Below are 16,779 nucleotides of genomic sequence, written 5' to 3' on the forward strand. Positions count from 1 at the left end.
CCGGGACGGTGGCGGAATGCCTGTGGATAACCGTCCGGGGCGTTCGGGGGTGGGCTAGAACTGACCTCATGGACTATTCCACGGGAATTGCGCGCGACGTCGACGGCGGGGATGGCAACGGCTTCCTGCCGCCGCGGATTGCAGGATTCCGAACGGGACGTCTGCTCGGGACGGGGGGAAGCGCCGTCGTGTGGCTCGTCGAGAGCATCGTCACCGGGGAGCCCTTCGCCCTCAAGGTGACGAGCACTTTCGATGCCGACCGCATTGCCGTCATGTCCCGCCCTGGAACGTCAGCGGAAGGTGGCGTTCAGGACTCCGGCGGGGCCGGGACCACCGCGGACCGTGAACTGAGACTGCTGCAGCGATTCGCGCACGAGCACCTGATTCGGGTACATGAGTTCATGCTCACTGACCAGGGCCCCGCCGTCCGCCTGGACTACGCTCCGGGCGGTTCACTGCTGCAGCTTGTCGCTAGCCGGGGTCCGCTGCCGGTTGGTGAAGCCATCACCGTCCTTGCTCCCGTCGCGCAGGCTCTGGCCTACCTGCATTCCGAGGGGGCAGCGCACGGAGATGTCTCACCCGGTAATATCCTCTTCGCTGCCGAGGGTAAACCGCTCCTCAGCGATCTCGGGGTGGGGCGCCTGCTGGGGGAGGACACAGGTGCCGTCTTCGGCACGCCCGGCTTTTCCGGGCCCGCTACCAGCCGGGGGAGGCATTCGGGAACCAGCGCTGGCGGACCGGAGCTCGATACGGGGGTGGATGTCTTCGCCCTCGCCGCGGTGGCCTGGTTCACGCTGACTGGGCGTGTGCCAGGGCCGTCCGTCGAACGGGCTCCGTTGTCGCTTCTCATTCCCGGGGTTCCGGTCCAGCTGATGGAGCTCATCGAAGCGGGGCTTTCGGAAGAGGATCTGCAGCGGCCCTCCGCAGCCGAATTCGCCGAAGTCGTCCTGGGTTCCGGAACGCCGCTGCCGGTCGACCTCGTCGGCTCGGTCCACGAGAGTGTCCTTCCGCAACTGAGAACGCGGCGGAATGTCCAGAACAAGGACATCGGCAGGCGACGACGCGCGAACCGGGCAGCCGCACGAACTCCCGGCAGGACAGCAGGAAGGAATGCCAGGGGACTGAGTGGCGGGGGCGGCCCATCGATCCGCGGAATCATCGGTGGCGGAGCCGGTGCCCTGCTGCTACTGGGAGGGATGGCGCTCGGTATCCCCTTTCTGACGCCCGGCCCGCCGACCGGCCTTCCGATCAGTCCGCCAACCGGCCCCGCAGCCGGCCCCACAACCGGCCCCACAACCGGCCCCGCAGCCGGCCCCACAACCGGCCCCGCAGCCGGCCCCACAACCGGCCCAGCAGCCGGCCCCACAACCGGCCCCGGAAGTGGTCCTTCAGCGGGAAAGCCGATGGATCCGGTGCCGGCCAGTCTTCCGGCCGACCTCGGTTCCACGGATCCGCTCGTGGCGCTGACGGCTCTCGCCACGGTTCGTGCCTCCGCATTCACGGAAGCTGATCCATCCCTCTTGGATGTCGTCAATGTGGCGGACTCGCCGGCGATGTCGGCCGACGCCGAAGCCGTGTCGGCTCTGTCGGAAGCGGGCAGGCGGCTTGACGGCCTTCGAATCACCATCGAGGACGCCGAGCGGCTGGGCGACGCTACTGGCTCACCCGCGGAAGGCAGGGAGGCCGGCATTCCGGTCGACGGAACAGGAGAACCGGACGCGGCCTCGATTGCCGCGCGGGCCGCCGTCTCCGGCTACACCCGCGTCAGGGACGACGGCACGCCGGTCTCCGTGTGGATGCCCGCCGAAATCCAGGACCTCGTGTTCGTGCTCCGGAACGACGGCGGCGGCTGGAAAATCTACTCGGTGCATGAACCAGCGGGGGACGAACGGTCCGCCGGTGAACCCGCAAGCGGGCGGCCGGAGAGGCTAGGTGGCCAGTGAGGCGCGGACCCAGTCGGCAAGGTCCCTGGAAGTGGATTGCTCGAAGGTGAACCCGGCACTGGTGAGAACGCGCGGTTCCATCCGCGCACTGACGAGCAGCAATTCATAGGCCAGACGGCCACCCAGGACTTTCAGCATCTTCTCGGGAATCCGCAGTGTGCTCGGTCTGTGCAGTGCATTCCCCAGGTCCGCGACGATGGTGCCGACCTGGGCCGGTTCTGGCGCCCCGAGATTTACGGGGCCCTCGATCGGAGCAGTCAACAGGAATTCCATGGCCCGCACCTGGTCGGTCATGGTAATCCAGGGCCACCATTGCTGCCCGGAACCGATGGGTCCGCCGCCGTACAGGCGGAGCGGAAGCAGGAGCTTGGGCAGTGCCCCTCCGCCCCTGGTCATCACGATGCCCGTGCGGGGAGTGACTACTCGAACCGGTGACGGCGCCCGGTGTGCTTCGGCTTCCCACCGGCGGCAGATGTCGGCGAGGATCGTCGCACCCGAGGACGAAGACTCGGTCAGCACCTCGTCCCCGCGGTCCCCGTAATAGCCGGAGGCTGACTGGCTGATGAATACGGCGGGCGCATTTTTCGCGCGTACCATCGCATCGACCAGCGTCCTGGTGGGCTTGAGCCTCGAGGAGTAGAGGAGTTCCTTGTAGCTGCGTGTCCACAGCCCTCCGGCGATACCGGCACCGGAGAGATTCACCACCGCGTCGGCGTCCTCTATCGCCGATTGGTCGATCTCTCCGCGCGACGGATCCCAGTAACTTTCGTCCGGGTTGGCCGGCTTACGCCGGACGAGCCGGTGGACGTCGTGGGCTCCGCTGAGCTGCTGGACCAGTGCCGTGCCGATGGTGCCGGATGCTCCGGCGATGAGGATGCGCATGGAACCATCGAACCACTCCGCACGCCATCCGGAAAACGGCAAATACTTCCGTGCGTGGTGTGGTTCTGCGGGCGCGGCGGCCGGACAGCGGAAAGCGGGCCCGGATTCCAGCTCCGGGCCCGCTTTCGTAAGGCGTGGTCCCTACGACTCCAGAGTCGCCGAGAGGGAGATGTCCTTCACCGCGGCAAGTGCCTGCGACACCGGGCACCCTTCCTTCGCGTCATTGGCGAGGCGCTGGAAGTCATCCTCGGACAGGCCGGGGACGCGCGCGCTGAGCGTCAGGCGGATGGCAGTGATGCCCTTACCCGGCACGAAGTCGACCTCGGCATGCGTCTCGAGTCGGTCAGGGGTCTTGCCCTCTTCGCTCAGCGCTAGGCTGAACGCCATCGAGAAGCAGGCCGAGTGGGCAGCAGCGATGAGTTCCTCCGGACTCGTCTTTCCGCCCGACTCTTCTGCGCGGGCCTTCCAGGTGACGTCATAGGTCCCGAGACCCGATGAATCGAGGGTCACCTGGCCGGAACCGGTAGGAAGGTCACCCGACCAGACAGCGTGGGCTTTACGAACGGTAGCCATGTTTTCTCCTTGCGTTGACAGGATGGAAAGGTACTGCTGGTACTTCCCTACAGGCCGAGGTCGGCCTCGAACGCGCCGGCTTCGAGCCGGAATTTGAGCGTCTGCAGGAAACGTCCCGCATCGGCGCCGTCCACCAGTCGGTGGTCGTAGGTCAGGCTGAGGTACATCATGGAGCGGATGGCGATGGTGTCCTCGCCGTCTGCGTCGGTCATGACCACGGGGCGCTTGACGATCGCCCCAGTACCGAGGATGCCGACCTGCGGCTGGTTGATGATGGGAGTGTCGAACAGTGCTCCCACCGAGCCGATATTGGTGATGGTGAAGGTTCCGCCCGACAGTTCGTCGGGTCCGATCTTCCCGCTGCGGGTGCGTGCACCGACATCGGCGATCTTCTTCGCCAGACCGCCCAGGTTGAGGTTTCCCGCATCCCGGATAACCGGAACCAGGAGGCCCTTCTCGGTATCCACCGCGATGGCGAGGTGCTCGGCGTCGTGGTAGGTCACTTCCTTCTTTTCCTCGTCGAACGAGGCATTCAGCTTCGCGTGCTGCTTCAAGGCCTCAGTCACCGCCTTGGAGATGAAGGGCAGGAAGGTCAGCTTCGCGCCGTTCTGCGCCTGGAAGGTGGATTTCGCCGCAGTGCGCAGGCGTGCCACACGGGTCATGTCGACCTCGATGACCTGGGTCAGCTGTGCCGAGACCTCGAGTGATTCCCGCATGCGCTTGGCGATGGTCTGGCGGATCCGAGGTGCCTTTTCCACGGTGCCACGCAGCTTCGAGGGCTCGGCGACGGCGGGGGCAGGAGCTGCAGGCTGCTGCGGAGCGGATGCATCGGACGGAGCGGGTGCGACGGGCGCCGCTTCCTCTGCCCTCTGGGCTTCTGCTGCATCCAGGACGTCCTGCTTGCGGATGCGGCCGCCGACACCGGTTCCCTTGACCGACGCCAGGTCCACCTTGCTTTGGTTGGCGAGCTTCCGCACCAGGGGAGTGACATAGGCCGAAGCGTCGGAGGAGCTGTCGGTTCCAGGCTCGGAGGACTTCGCGGGCACTTCCGACGGTGCTGCCGGGGCTTCCTTGGCAGCCGGAGCTTCCTGCACCCGCTGCTCATCGCGCTCCGACGTCGAGCTTGGGCGCTGGGCTTCCTTGTCGGCTCCGGGCTTTTCCGTGGGCGCATCGCTGCGTTCTTCGGCCGGTGCTGCCGCGACCGGTTCCCCTGACCCGGCCTCGGCCTTCGCAGGGGCGGAGGGGCCCGAGCCGATGACGGCGAGCACTGCACCCACCTCGGCTGTCTCGTCCTCGTTGACCCGGATCTCCTGGAGCTTTCCGGCAACGGGGGACGGGATCTCGGTGTCTACCTTGTCGGTCGAAACCTCGAGCAACGGCTCATCAACCTCGACGTCGTCGCCGACGGCCTTGAGCCAGCGCGTCACCGTTCCCTCGGTGACACTCTCGCCCAGCGCGGGAAGCGTCACCTCTGTGCCCTCGGAGCTGCCGCTGTCCGTTGAGGATCCCGCGGCGGTTTCCTGCGGGGCCGGAGCCTGCTCTTCCGCTGCGGGCGCTGCAGCAGGTGCGGCTTCGGCCTGTGCGGGGGCTTCCTCGGGCGCTGCGTCGTCCGATTCACCTCCACGGGATCCGCCTGAACCATCGCCGATCCGGACCAGGGGAGCGCCTACCTCGGCGGTCTCGTCCTCAGCGACGAGGATCTCCTCGATGACTCCTGCGATCGGTGAGGGAATTTCGGTGTCGACCTTGTCGGTCGAAACCTCCAGCAGCGGCTCGTCGACCTCGACGCGGTCACCGACCTGCTTGAGCCATCGCGTCACGGTGCCCTCAGTGACGCTTTCACCGAGAGCGGGTAAGTTCACGGATTCAGACATAGTGTCCCCGTTTCTCCTTATTTAGTTCGATCCTTGGCAGCTGGGCGACCAGCGGTGCCGGATCAGCTGAGGTTGCTGTGGTGCATTATCTGCGAGCTTAGTCCACCCGCACCCGACCGGGAGCGGGTGGGCGGGGGACGGCTTAGCCGTGGAGGGGTTTGCCGGCGAGGGCCAGGTGCGCTTCGCCGAGGGCCTCGTTCTGGGTGGGGTGTGCGTGGATGAGTTGAGCTACGTCCTCGGGGTATGCCTCCCAGTTCACGATGAGCTGCGCCTCGCCGATCTGCTCGCCCATCCGGCTCCCGAGCATGTGGATGCCCACGATCGGTCCTTCCTTCTCCCGCACGACCTTCACGAGGCCGCCGGTGCCGATGATGGAGCTCTTGCCGTTGCCGGCGAGGTTGTACTCGACGGTCTCCACGCGATCGTCGCCGAGCTTTTCGCGGGCGGCCTTCTCGGTGTAGCCGACGGACGCGATTTCAGGATCGCTGTAGGTCACCTTGGGGATGTTGATGTCCTCGACGATCACCGGCTTCAGCCCGGCGATCTCCTCGGCGACGAAGATGCCCTGTTGGAACCCGCGGTGGGCCAGCTGGAGGCCGGGCACGATGTCGCCGACGGCGTAGATGTTGCCCACGCCCGTGTGGAGGCGCTCGTTGGTGAGAACGTAGCCGCGGTCCATGTTGAGTCCGGCTTCCTCGTAGCCGAGGCCGTCCGTGACGGGACCGCGGCCGACGGCGACGAGCATCAGGTCCGCCTCGAAGGTCTTGCCGTCCTCGAGGGTCGCCTTCACGCCGTCGTCGTTCTGCTCGACGCCCTTGAACCGTGTGCCGGTGTTGAACTTGATTCCGCGCTTCTTGAACGCCCGCTCGAAGCCCTTGACGATCGAGGCGTCCTCGTTCGGCACCAGGGAGGGCAGCGCCTCGATGATGGTGACGTCGACGCCGAACGAAGTCCATACCGAGGCGAACTCGCAGCCGATGACGCCGCCGCCGAGGATGATCACGCTCTTGGGGACGAATTCCATGGTCAGGGCCTGGTCCGAGGTGATGATCTTGCCGCCGATTTCGAGGCCGGGCAGCGACTTGGAGAAGGAACCCGTTGCCAGGATGATGTTCTTGCCGGCGTAGGAGGTGCCGTTGACCTCGACCGTGTTCTGGGAGGTGAGTTTGCCTGCGCCTTCGATGACGGTGATGCCCTTGGACTTGATGAGCCCCTGCAGCCCGCGGTACTTGCCGGCGATGATGCCGTCCTTGTACGCGTTCACGGCCGGCATGTCGATGGAGTCGAAGGATGCTTTGACGCCGTATTTCGCGGCGTCGCGGGCCCCGTCGGCGATTTCGGCCGAGTGCAGCAGCGCCTTCGTGGGGATGCAGCCGTTGTGGAGGCAGGTGCCGCCCAGTTTGCCCTTCTCGATCAGGCCGACGGTCTGGCCGAGCTGCACGGCACGAAGTGCCGCGGCATAGCCACCGCTTCCCCCACCGAGTACCAGGATGTCGAATTCTTGCGCAGGTGCCGTTTCGGCCACTTTGACGCTCCCTCGCGTGATCTGTGACGCACGTGAGCGCGTCGGTCGGTGATTCTGGCCAAGCGCCAGGCGATCAGGTTTCACCCTATCCCCACATCGATGCTGCATCCACATGGGAACCGAATTCCGGGCCTCCAGTGTGGCCAGCATCACCTGGGTAACCCTCTGGAGCTGCAGGTCTTCGTGCCCGGCAGCTCCAGGTGGCCGTACCGTGCTGTTCCTAGGCTGCCCGGGCGAGGACGTCCTCGATGTAGGCGAGCAGCGTCCGGACACCGACGCCGGTTCCCGACTTCGGGGTATAGCCGTACGCCGAACCCTCGTTGAACGCGGGCCCCGCGATGTCCAGGTGGGCCCACGGGATTTTCTCCCCGTCCACCTGGCCCACGAATTCGCGCAGGAAGACCGCGGCGGTCATCATCCCGCCGTTGCGTTCGCCGATGTTCGCGATATCGGCCACCTGCGAGTCGAGGCTCGCGCGGAGCTCCTCGGGGAGCGGCATCGGCCAGAACTGCTCTCCGGCGCGGTCCGCTGCGGCCTTGACGGCGTCGCGCACTCCGTCGTCGCCCATCACTCCCGATACGCGATTGCCCAAGGCGATCATCTGGGCGCCCGTCAGGGTGGCGATGTCGATGATCGCGTCCGGAGCTTCCTCGCTGGCGGCGGCGAGGCCGTCGGCGAGGACGAGGCGCCCCTCCGCGTCGGTGTTGAGGACCTCCACAGTGCGGCCCCCGAAGATGGTCAGGACGTCCTCGGGCCGTTGGGCTGTGCCCGAAGGCATGTTCTCGGCGAGGCACAGCCATGCCGTGATCTTGGCGGGAAGGCCGAGTTCGGCAACAGCAAGGAGGGTGTTCAGGACGACCGCGGCACCTGCCATGTCGAGCTTCATGGTCTGCATGCCGGCTGCCGGCTTGAGGGACAGTCCGCCCGAGTCGAAGGTGATGCCCTTGCCGACCAGGGCCAGGTGGACCTGGAACTTGGCAGGGGAGTATTCCACCTTGACCATCCGGGGCGGCCGGGACGATCCCTTGCCGACGCCCAGGATTCCGCCGTAACCGTCGCGCTCGAGCCTTTTCTCGTCCATCACTGTGACCTTGACCGGGAGACCCTTCGCGAGGTCCTTGGCGGCCTGGGCGAACGTCTCAGGGTAGAGGTGGCTCGGCGGCTGGTTCACCAGCGATCGCGTGGCATTCACGTTCCTGCCCAGCACCGTGGCACGCCGCAGGGCGTCCGGCAGAGTGGGATCCTGCGCGCACTCGCAGTACACGACCACGTTCTTGACCGCGCCCGTGTCCTCTTTCGGTGCTGCAGTACCGTCCGCCCCGATTCCCGACCGGTAGCCCTCATAAGCGTAGGCACCCAGGGCGGCGCCCTCGGCGACGGCAGCCGCTTCGGCGACGGAGGGGGAGGGAAGGGCGACGACGACCGTCTCGACTCCCGCGAGCTGGCGGATGGCGGCACCGGCGGCCCGCCGCAGGGTCTCCGCCGGAAGGCCATGTCCGGGTTGAGCCCGTCCCACGCCCGTCAGGACCAGGGAGTCAGCGCCGGTCTCGGGCAATCCCGGAAGGCGCCGTACCTCATCCGCGGCACCGGTGATTCCCAGAACCGAAAGCGAATCATTGAGTGCCCTGGCGGCTTTTGCGGGCAGGGCGGAACCGAGAAGGACGGGCCCGTCAGGTCCCTTGGCCACACCGATCACCAACGCGTCGCTGGGAATCTTCCTCAGGTCCTTCGACGCGGCTGTCAGGTTAAGTTCGCTTGCTTTGATCACGAAGCTGCTTCCTCATTTCCGGATGGGTGCCCGCGGATTTTCCAGGATCGGGCGTGGGCTGTCCTTCCGATCGTAGTCTCTTGTCGTTGGTGGACTTCCGCCGGCCGGAAACGGCGGGCGCGCCGCGAGGGCACGGAATGAAACGGGTCGTTCCGGGCGTTAGGTAACTATGGGCGCCGTGGGCGTCCTATCACTTGACTGCCGCCGGGCGCGGCAGGTGCAGGGAGGCAGGGAGAAAGCAATGCTGGAGCCACGGACACTGTTCAATGTCAATGCGGAAATCTACGATGACTCCGCGCTGCGAGGGCTGCCGCTACTGGCGAGCCTGAGCGGGTTCGTCGACGCCGGGCACGTCGTGTCGCAGGTCAGCGAAGAGCTGCTCGAGATCCTCGCCTCCGAGACCGTGGCCGTGTTCGACGCCGACCAGTTGATCGACTACCGCAACCGGCGCCCGCGGATCACCTTCGCCGAAGACCACCTGACCGATTACCAGCCGCCCCGCCTTGAGCTTCACCGGTTGTATGACGGACTCGGTGAGCCCTTCCTGCTGCTGACCGGTTTCGAGCCCGACCTGCAGTGGGAGCGTTTCATCAGCGCCGTCCTGCTCATCGTCGAGGAGCTCGAAATCCCGCTGCTGTCCTGGATCCACGCCATTCCGATGCCCGTTCCGCACACGCGGCCCATCGGTGTCACCGTGCACGGGAATCGCCCGGACCTCATCGACGGGATGAACGCCTGGCGGCCAACGGCCGAACTGCAGGCCTCGATCGGCCACCTGCTGGAGCTGAGGCTCATCGAAGCCGGGCACGACGTCGTCGGGCACGTGGTGCACGTCCCCCATTACCTCGCGGAGGCTGAGTATCCGCCCGCCGCGGTCGCCGGCCTTGAATATCTCGGGGCCTCAGCCGGACTCATGCTCCCCACCGACCGGTTGCGGGAAACCGGTCGCGATGTCGAGCGCCAGATAGCTCGGCAGGTCGATGGATCCTCCGAGGTGCAGTCAGTGGTGACGAATCTCGAGCGGAAGTACGACGAACATGCCGGAAGCACCGAGCGCAGATCCCTCCTCGTGAAGGAGAACAGCGAACTGGCCAGTGCCGAGGAGCTCGGTGCCGCCGTCGAGGCCTATCTTGCAAGTCCCCGGGCGGAAGAGGAATCGACGCTTCTCTGGGAAGCGGCGAACGAGTCGGACATCCCGGGTGCGACGGACGACGACGGCGGTGCGGAAGACGGCCCCGTGCGTTGAATAATGGGCAGGTGAGCGGATCCCGTAACCATCGTGCGTATGTAGTGTGGGCTGCGGGCGTCTGCGCCTACCTCGTTGCGGTGACCCAGCGGACCACCTTCGGTGTGGCGGGGATCGAGGCGACCGAGCGGTTCGGTGCAACGGCGTCACAGCTGGCGGTTTTCACCGTGGTGCAGCTGCTGGTCTACGCAGCACTGCAGATCCCCGTCGGGGTGCTGGTGGACCGCTGGGGATCGCGTGCCCTCATCGTGGGCGGCGCCCTGCTGATGATGCTCGGGCAGCTGCAGTTGGCTTTCGCCGATTCCGTGGGCGCCGGCATTGTGGGGAGGCTTCTGGTGGGTGCCGGTGACGCCACCACCTTCATCTCGGTGCTCCGGCTGCTCCCGGCGTGGTTCGAACCGCGCAGGATTCCGGTCCTGACCCAGTGGACCGGCATCATCGGCCAGCTCGGCCAGATCATGTCGGTCGTACCCTTCGTGGCTGTCCTTTCGACGTTCGGCTGGACGGCCGCGTTCCTGGCGGCGTCGTCGCTTTCCCTCCTCGCTTTCGTGCTGGCCCTGGCCCTGATCCGCGACAGCCCGCAGCGGAAGAGCGGAGGGGTCCCTCCCACGCTTCGGCAGACCGGCGTCTCACTTGCCGAAGCCTGGCGGCAGCCCGGTACCCGCCTGGGACTGTGGTCCCACTTCACCATCCAATTCCCCGGCACGGTCTTCGTCCTGATGTGGGGTTACCCCTACCTCGTCAGCGCCGAAGGGGTGGAGGAAGGTGCGGCGTCAGTACTGATGACGCTTTTCGTGGCTGTCGGGATTATCTGCGGTCCTATCCTCGGACGTTACGTGGCGCGCCACCCGTTGCGGAGGTCCACCATGGTGCTGGCCATTGCAGTGGCTATCACGCTCGGCTGGCTCCTGGTGCTCCTGCATGCCGGCCCTGCACCGTACTGGCTCCTGGCGCTGCTCGTCGTGGCGCTGGCAATCGGCGGTCCAGGGTCGATGATCGCCTTCGATTTCGCCCGAACCTTCAACCCTTCCACGCGGGTCGGCACCGCGACCGGCATCGTCAACATCGGCGGCTTCGCTGCGTCGCTCGTATCGATGTACGTCATCGGAGTGGTCCTCGACATCCTGCTGGCTTCGGGTTTCTCGGAAGGCAGGCTGTACTCGCTGGCCTCGTTCCGGCTCGCGCTCGCAACCCAGCTGGTGTTCCTTGCGCTGGGTGTCGGCGCCATGCTCGTCGCCCGGCGGAGGGTCCGGCGGCAGCTCGCGGCCCAGGGCGTCGTTGTCCCGCCGATCCGGCAGGCCGTCGCGCGGGAGCGGGCTCGGCGGAGACGGGAGAAAGCCCGGCGTCGGCTCCCGGAGCCGCCGGACGGTGGGCGCCAGGGACAGTCCTGAGCCGGAATTTCCCGGCGTCGCGAGCGGATCGTCCTGCCTCCTGCACCGAAGTATCCACATAGGGCAGTGCCCGCTGTCTCAAGCGGTGCCGGCGGAGGAGGGTCGGGGCATGACCACCTCTCCTTCGCCCCTCAGCATCACCTCGCCGGCAGATATCCTGTCCTATGTACCTCATGCCCTCGGGTTCGTTCCGTTCGAGAGCCTCGTCGTCATGACCATGACCGGCAGACGGGTCGGTGCCACCCTCCGGGTGGACCTCCCGAATGCGGACGGAAACGCAGCGGCGTTCGCCGACGGAGTGTGTTCATTCCTCAGTTCCGACGATACGGCTGACGGTTCCCTGATGGTGCTCTACACTGCCGCAGGATGGGAGCGGCCCGACGACCCACCGTACGGAACGGTGGTGAAAGCCCTCGGTTCCGCCCTGGAAACTGCGGGCCTCCACCTGCGCGACGGTTGGCTCGTCTCACCCTCGACCTGGCGCGACTACTTCTGTGCAGATCCGCAGTGCTGCCCCTGGCCGGGACACCCACTGGAGTCGGTGGCCGACAGCGCGCTGAATGCCGAGCTCATCTACGAAGGCAGTTCATTCGCCTCGTCGGTCGGCGCGGCAGTCCACTTGGCAGCAGCCGCCGCGCCGATTCCGCAGACGACGGCGAACGTGACGCTGGCCTGTTCTGAGTACGCTGCGCTCTGTGAGGGCCGGTGGCTGGAAGGAGGCCAGTTCCGCGCAACAGTCGAGGTCTGGGAAGCGGTAATCGGCCTGCCGCTACCCCCTGACTGCAGTGAACAGCCCCGCGTCGCAGGCTTCCTTCTGGCCAGCCTGGGCTCGAAGACGATCCGGGATTTCCTCCTCGTCAGCAGCTGCCTGGGTCTTGCGAGCGCAGTCCGTGGAGCCCGGGCCTGCGCGCTGCTCGAGGAACGATATCCGGCAGCGCCACCGGTGGCACCTGCGCTCGGAACCCTTCGGCCGAACGGCAGAGTCCGTGATGCGTCCGTCTGGGATGCGCCGTCCTCGAGGGCGGACGCACTTCGGCTCAGCGAATTGCTGTCAGGGAGTTACGAGGGTGCGATCCTCTGGAACAGGGTCGACGCCGTGCACGCACTACTGACGAGGCTTTCCCCAGTTTCGACCGGCGAGGGGAAGGCCGCATTGTGCTCGATGCTGGCGTGGATCGAATTCGCACGGGGGCGGGGCTCACGCGCCTGCGTGCACCTCGCGGAGGCAGAGGAGGCTGCGCCCGATTACCGCCTGGCAAGACTCCTTTCCGAACTGATTTCCAGGGGTGGAATGCCTGCATGGGCGAGGAAACGCAGCTCGGCGTGGGCGGCGCCGTACCGGCAGGCGGGGTGAGGTGAAAAACCCGGGAGCCCGACCCTCGAGATTTCCAGGGCGCGGTCATCTCGTGCGACAATAAAGGTTGAGACCCGGTCGGGTCCGTGCACCAATTGGAGGACTGCGCAGTACCGCTGAAACCTGGAAAGCTGCAGGTGGCGGGAATAGCGCAGGCAGAAGGCGGGTTTCAATAAGGAACCCCGCCTGACCGATGCCATTGGAAGAAGCTACGGACTTGACAGGGTCATAGTGGTGTTGTCCCCTTGACGGCACCGCACACCGCCGTATGAAAGGTTCTCTGTGTCGGTCAAGAAGACAGCAGCACCGGTTTCGGTCGAAACCGGTTCCACCACCACCAAGCGTCGGGCAGCGCCCAAGAAGGCCGCCTCCGCCAAGACGCCGGTGAAGGCTTCAACCGCTGCCCTGAGCCCAGACGAGGCGCTGGATGCCGTTGCGGATCCACAGGCCGAGCCGGAGGCCGAAGAGATCAAGCCCGAGGTCGCCGAGGCCGAAACCGGCTCGACCACCGGATTCGTCTACTCTGACGCGGACGACGACGATGCCCCCGCGCAGCAGGTGGTTTCAGCCGGTGCCACGGCCGACCCTGTCAAGGACTACCTCAAGCAGATCGGCAAGGTTGCCCTCCTCAACGCGGAGCAGGAAGTGGATCTTGCGCTTCGCATCGAGGCCGGCCTGTTCGCCGAGGACAAGATCAACGCAAATCCGGGGATGGACTCCAAGCTCCGCAGGGAACTCGAATGGGTCATCCACGACGGGAAGCGCGCAAAGAACCACCTCCTTGAGGCCAACCTCCGCCTCGTGGTGTCATTGGCGAAGCGTTACACCGGACGCGGCATGCTTTTCCTGGACCTCATCCAGGAAGGGAACCTGGGGCTCATCCGCGCAGTCGAGAAGTTCGACTACACGAAGGGCTTCAAGTTCTCCACCTACGCCACGTGGTGGATCCGCCAGGCCATCACCCGTGCCATGGCCGACCAGGCGAGGACCATCCGTATTCCGGTCCACATGGTCGAGGTCATCAACAAGCTCGCTCGGGTCCAGCGGCAGATGCTGCAGGACCTCGGGCGTGAGCCCACTCCCGAGGAACTGGCCCTCGAGCTCGACATGACGCCGGAAAAGGTCGTCGAGGTCCAGAAGTACGGCCGCGAGCCGATCTCGCTGCACACGCCCCTCGGCGAGGACGGTGACTCCGAGTTCGGCGACCTCATCGAGGATTCCGAGGCAGTGGTCCCGGCGGACGCGGTGAGTTTCACCCTGCTCCAGGAGCAGCTCCATTCGGTGCTCGACACCCTCTCGGAACGCGAGGCCGGGGTGGTCGCCATGCGGTTCGGCCTGACCGATGGACAGCCGAAAACTCTGGACGAGATCGGTAAGGTCTACGGCGTAACCCGCGAGCGGATTCGCCAGATCGAATCGAAGACGATGTCCAAGCTGCGTCACCCCTCGCGGTCGCAGGTGCTCCGGGACTACCTGGACTAGGGTTCAGGTTCACCTCCGCCAGTCCGGTGCTGCCTCATTTCCGTCAGGAGAAAAATCAACTGGAGCATCAACTACTGAAGGCCCCCTCGATACGAGGGGGCCTTCAGTAGTTGATGCGGTTCCGTCATTCCGGCCGGCTGTACACCGGAGCTGTCGGGGCCCTGCTGCCAGCCTGTTGCTTGCTGCTAGGCAATAACCGCAGGCTTCTCATGAAGCCGCTGGGTCTCGTCCTGCCATTCCGACGTGAGCGGCTTGAGGTTCGACTCGACCGCCCGCGCGTGATGGCCGCAGAAGAGAAGCTCGCCACCGGAGGTCTGAAGGACTGCCCGAACGTAGGCCTGGGCGCCGCAGCGGTCGCAGCGGTCCAGGGCGGTTAGTTCGCGTGTTGCTACTGCAGTGGACATGAATGCCTCCTCGTGTGGATCGTCTTCCCATATAACCATCATTCGTTGCTGATCCTTCCTCGGCTGGGTGTCCTTTCGCTCCGGGCGTACCAGCGAACCAGCCGGTCGGGCGGGGGACCGGCCAGCCTGTCCGGGCTTGGGGGAGCCGGGTCATAAACTGGGTGTTGATACGACACGCCGCTCGTCGGCACCGCAATGCCCCCATTTCTCGAGGAGATCATCCACCCGTGGCCCCACCAAGTTCCGATTACACAGCACGGCACCTCTCAGTCCTGGAGGGACTCGAAGCCGTTCGTAAGAGGCCAGGCATGTACATCGGGTCGACGGACTCCCGGGGCCTGATGCATTGTCTATGGGAAATCATTGACAACTCCGTCGACGAGGCGCTTGCCGGTTTCGGCCAGAGCATCACGGTCATCCTCCACTCCGACGGCTCGGTGGAGATTCACGACGACGGCCGGGGCATTCCCGTCGACGCCGAGCCGAAGACCGGGCTCAGCGGAGTCGAAGTGGTCTTCACGAAGCTCCATGCGGGCGGCAAATTCGGCGGTGGGTCCTACACGGCCTCCGGTGGCCTGCACGGCGTCGGTGCGAGCGTCGTCAATGCCCTGTCTGCACGGCTGGACGTTTTCGTGGACCGCGGGAGCAAGACCTACAAGATGTCATTCCGCCGTGGAGAGCCCGGCCGGTTCAAGGACGGCAAGACACTCTCGCCCGCCGCCGAGTTCCAGCCGTTCCTCGATGAATCCCGCCTCGAAGTGGTTGGTACGGCCAAGCGGGGTGTCACCGGAACCCGGGTCCGCTATTGGGCTGACCGCCAGATCTTCACTCAGGACGCCAAATTCTCCTACGAGGAGCTCCAGGCGCGGGCCCGTCAGACCTCCTTCCTGGTGCCGGGGCTCCGCATCACGCTCCGCGACGATCGCAGGCTGCCGGGCTCCGCGGGTGAAGCCGGTCCGGTGGAGGAGGTTTTCCAGCACGACGGCGGCATCTCCGAATACGCCGAGTTCCTCGCCGCGGACGCTGCAGTGACTGACGTCTGGCGGATTCATGGATCGGGCCGTTTCAAGGAGTCGGTTCCAGTACTCGATGAGCGCGGGCACAGCCACATGACTGAGGTAGAGCGCGAGTGCGATGTCGACATCGCGCTGCGCTGGGGCATCGGGTACGAAACCACGGTGCGCAGCTACGTCAATATCATCGCCACCCCGAAGGGCGGCACACATCAGAGCGGCTTCGAGCAGGCACTCCTCAAGACCTTCCGCAAGGTCATCGAGGCAAACGCGCGCAAGCTCAAGGCCGGCGGCGACAAGATCGAGAAGGATGACGTTTTCGCCGGCCTGACCGCCGTCCTGACCGTGCGACTCGCCGAGCCGCAGTTCGAGGGTCAGACCAAGGAGATCCTCGGCACATCCGCGGTGCGGGCCATCGTCGCGAAAGTGGTCGAGAAGGAGATCCAGACCCGGCTCAACTCGACAGCTCGCCACGACAAACCGCAGTCGGCCATGCTTCTCGAGAAGGTGGTCGCCGAGATGAAGTCCCGCATCTCGGCACGCGTGCACAAAGAAACCCAACGGCGGAAGAATGCCCTGGAGACCTCCTCGATGCCCTCCAAGCTCGCCGACTGCCGGATTGATGATGCAGAGCGTTCCGAACTGTTCATCGTGGAGGGCGACAGTGCGCTCGGTACGGCGAAGTTGGCGCGGTCCTCGGACTATCAGGCCCTACTGCCCATTCGCGGCAAGATCCTGAACGTGCAGAAAGCCTCGGTGGGGGACATGCTGTCCAACGCCGAATGCGCGGCCCTGATCCAGGTGGTGGGCGCCGGTTCAGGACGCAGCTTCCAGCTCGACGCGCGCCGCTACGGCAAGGTGATCCTGATGACGGATGCAGATGTCGACGGCGCACATATCCGCACCCTCCTGCTGACACTCTTCTTCCGGTACATGCGTCCCCTGGTGACCGCCGGCCGGGTATATGCCGCGGTACCCCCGCTCCATCGCGTCGAGGTGATCAACGCCGGATCCAAGCCCAATGAGATGGTTTACACCTACTCGGAGAACGAACTGCACCGGCTCCTTGCGGCGATGGAGAAGTCGGGCAAGCGCTTCAAGGAACCTATCCAGCGCTACAAGGGCCTCGGCGAGATGGACGCGGGGCAGCTCGCGGAAACCACCATGGACCCCCGCCACCGGACGCTGCGCCGCGTCCGCATCCAGGAAGCGGAGTCCGCCGAACGCGTGTTCGATCTCCTGATGGGCAGCGACGTCGCACCGCGGAAGGACTTCATCGTCGCGGGGGCGGCCGGCCTGGACCGGGAACGCATCGACGCCTGAC

The 16,779-nt window shown here is 65.7% G+C and carries 12 protein-coding genes; 6 read left to right on the forward strand and 6 right to left on the reverse strand.

Annotated elements, in window-relative coordinates; genetic code table 11:
* Positions 1-68 precede the first annotated feature (68 nt).
* The gene (locus IWX65_RS09850; protein ID WP_196882494.1) at positions 69-1,943 is read left to right on the forward strand and encodes a serine/threonine-protein kinase; all 1,875 of its coding nucleotides are present in this window, start codon (positions 69-71) and stop codon (positions 1,941-1,943) included.
* Here IWX65_RS09850 and IWX65_RS09855 read toward each other — a convergent pair.
* The 5 genes from IWX65_RS09855 to IWX65_RS09875 form a co-directional block, all read right to left on the reverse strand.
* Positions 1,929-2,825: a TIGR01777 family oxidoreductase gene (locus IWX65_RS09855; protein ID WP_196882495.1), complete on the reverse strand. Its 897-nt coding sequence runs from the start codon at positions 2,823-2,825 to the stop codon at positions 1,929-1,931. The genes IWX65_RS09850 and IWX65_RS09855 overlap by 15 nt on opposite strands.
* A 141-nt stretch (positions 2,826-2,966) precedes the next feature.
* Positions 2,967-3,398 carry an OsmC family protein gene (locus IWX65_RS09860; protein ID WP_196882496.1) on the reverse strand — a complete coding sequence of 144 codons (432 nt, stop codon included), beginning with the start codon at positions 3,396-3,398 and terminating at the stop codon, positions 2,967-2,969.
* A 47-nt stretch (positions 3,399-3,445) separates the two neighbouring features.
* On the reverse strand, positions 3,446-5,272 hold the full coding sequence (gene sucB, locus IWX65_RS09865) for a 2-oxoglutarate dehydrogenase, E2 component, dihydrolipoamide succinyltransferase (RefSeq protein ID WP_196882497.1): 1,827 nt from the start codon (positions 5,270-5,272) through the stop codon (positions 3,446-3,448).
* A 142-nt stretch (positions 5,273-5,414) separates the two neighbouring features.
* Positions 5,415-6,797 carry a dihydrolipoyl dehydrogenase gene (lpdA, locus tag IWX65_RS09870; protein WP_196882498.1) on the reverse strand — a complete coding sequence of 461 codons (1,383 nt, stop codon included), beginning with the start codon at positions 6,795-6,797 and terminating at the stop codon, positions 5,415-5,417.
* Between the two features lie 220 nt (positions 6,798-7,017).
* On the reverse strand, positions 7,018-8,565 hold the full coding sequence (locus tag IWX65_RS09875; protein ID WP_196882500.1) for a leucyl aminopeptidase: 1,548 nt from the start codon (positions 8,563-8,565) through the stop codon (positions 7,018-7,020).
* 241 nt (positions 8,566-8,806) lie between these two features.
* Between IWX65_RS09875 and IWX65_RS09880 the strand changes: the two genes are divergently transcribed.
* From IWX65_RS09880 to IWX65_RS09895, 4 genes are all read left to right on the forward strand, one after another.
* Entirely contained in the window at positions 8,807-9,811 is a 1,005-nt protein-coding gene (locus IWX65_RS09880) for a proteasome assembly chaperone family protein (protein ID WP_196882503.1), read from the forward strand.
* 11 nt (positions 9,812-9,822) lie between these two features.
* Positions 9,823-11,202, forward strand: coding sequence for an MFS transporter (locus IWX65_RS09885; RefSeq protein ID WP_196882505.1), 1,380 nt, complete (start codon positions 9,823-9,825; stop codon positions 11,200-11,202).
* 109 nt (positions 11,203-11,311) lie between these two features.
* Positions 11,312-12,556 carry a DUF4192 domain-containing protein gene (locus tag IWX65_RS09890; RefSeq protein ID WP_196882507.1) on the forward strand — a complete coding sequence of 415 codons (1,245 nt, stop codon included), beginning with the start codon at positions 11,312-11,314 and terminating at the stop codon, positions 12,554-12,556.
* 282 nt (positions 12,557-12,838) lie between these two features.
* The gene (locus IWX65_RS09895; protein ID WP_334683790.1) at positions 12,839-14,038 is read left to right on the forward strand and encodes an RNA polymerase sigma factor; all 1,200 of its coding nucleotides are present in this window, start codon (positions 12,839-12,841) and stop codon (positions 14,036-14,038) included.
* A 185-nt stretch (positions 14,039-14,223) separates the two neighbouring features.
* On the opposite strand, the gene IWX65_RS09900 is transcribed toward IWX65_RS09895, so the two are convergent.
* A complete protein-coding gene (locus IWX65_RS09900; RefSeq protein ID WP_196882509.1) occupies positions 14,224-14,442 on the reverse strand; it encodes a DUF7455 domain-containing protein in 219 nt (72 codons plus the stop codon).
* 227 nt (positions 14,443-14,669) lie between these two features.
* On the opposite strand from IWX65_RS09900, the gene IWX65_RS09905 reads away from it, so the two are divergent.
* The gene (locus IWX65_RS09905; protein WP_196882510.1) at positions 14,670-16,778 is read left to right on the forward strand and encodes a DNA gyrase/topoisomerase IV subunit B; all 2,109 of its coding nucleotides are present in this window, start codon (positions 14,670-14,672) and stop codon (positions 16,776-16,778) included.
* Position 16,779 lies beyond the last annotated feature (1 nt).

The organism is Arthrobacter sp. CAN_A214, assembly GCF_015751955.1.
GTDB lineage: Bacteria > Actinomycetota > Actinomycetes > Actinomycetales > Micrococcaceae > Arthrobacter_D.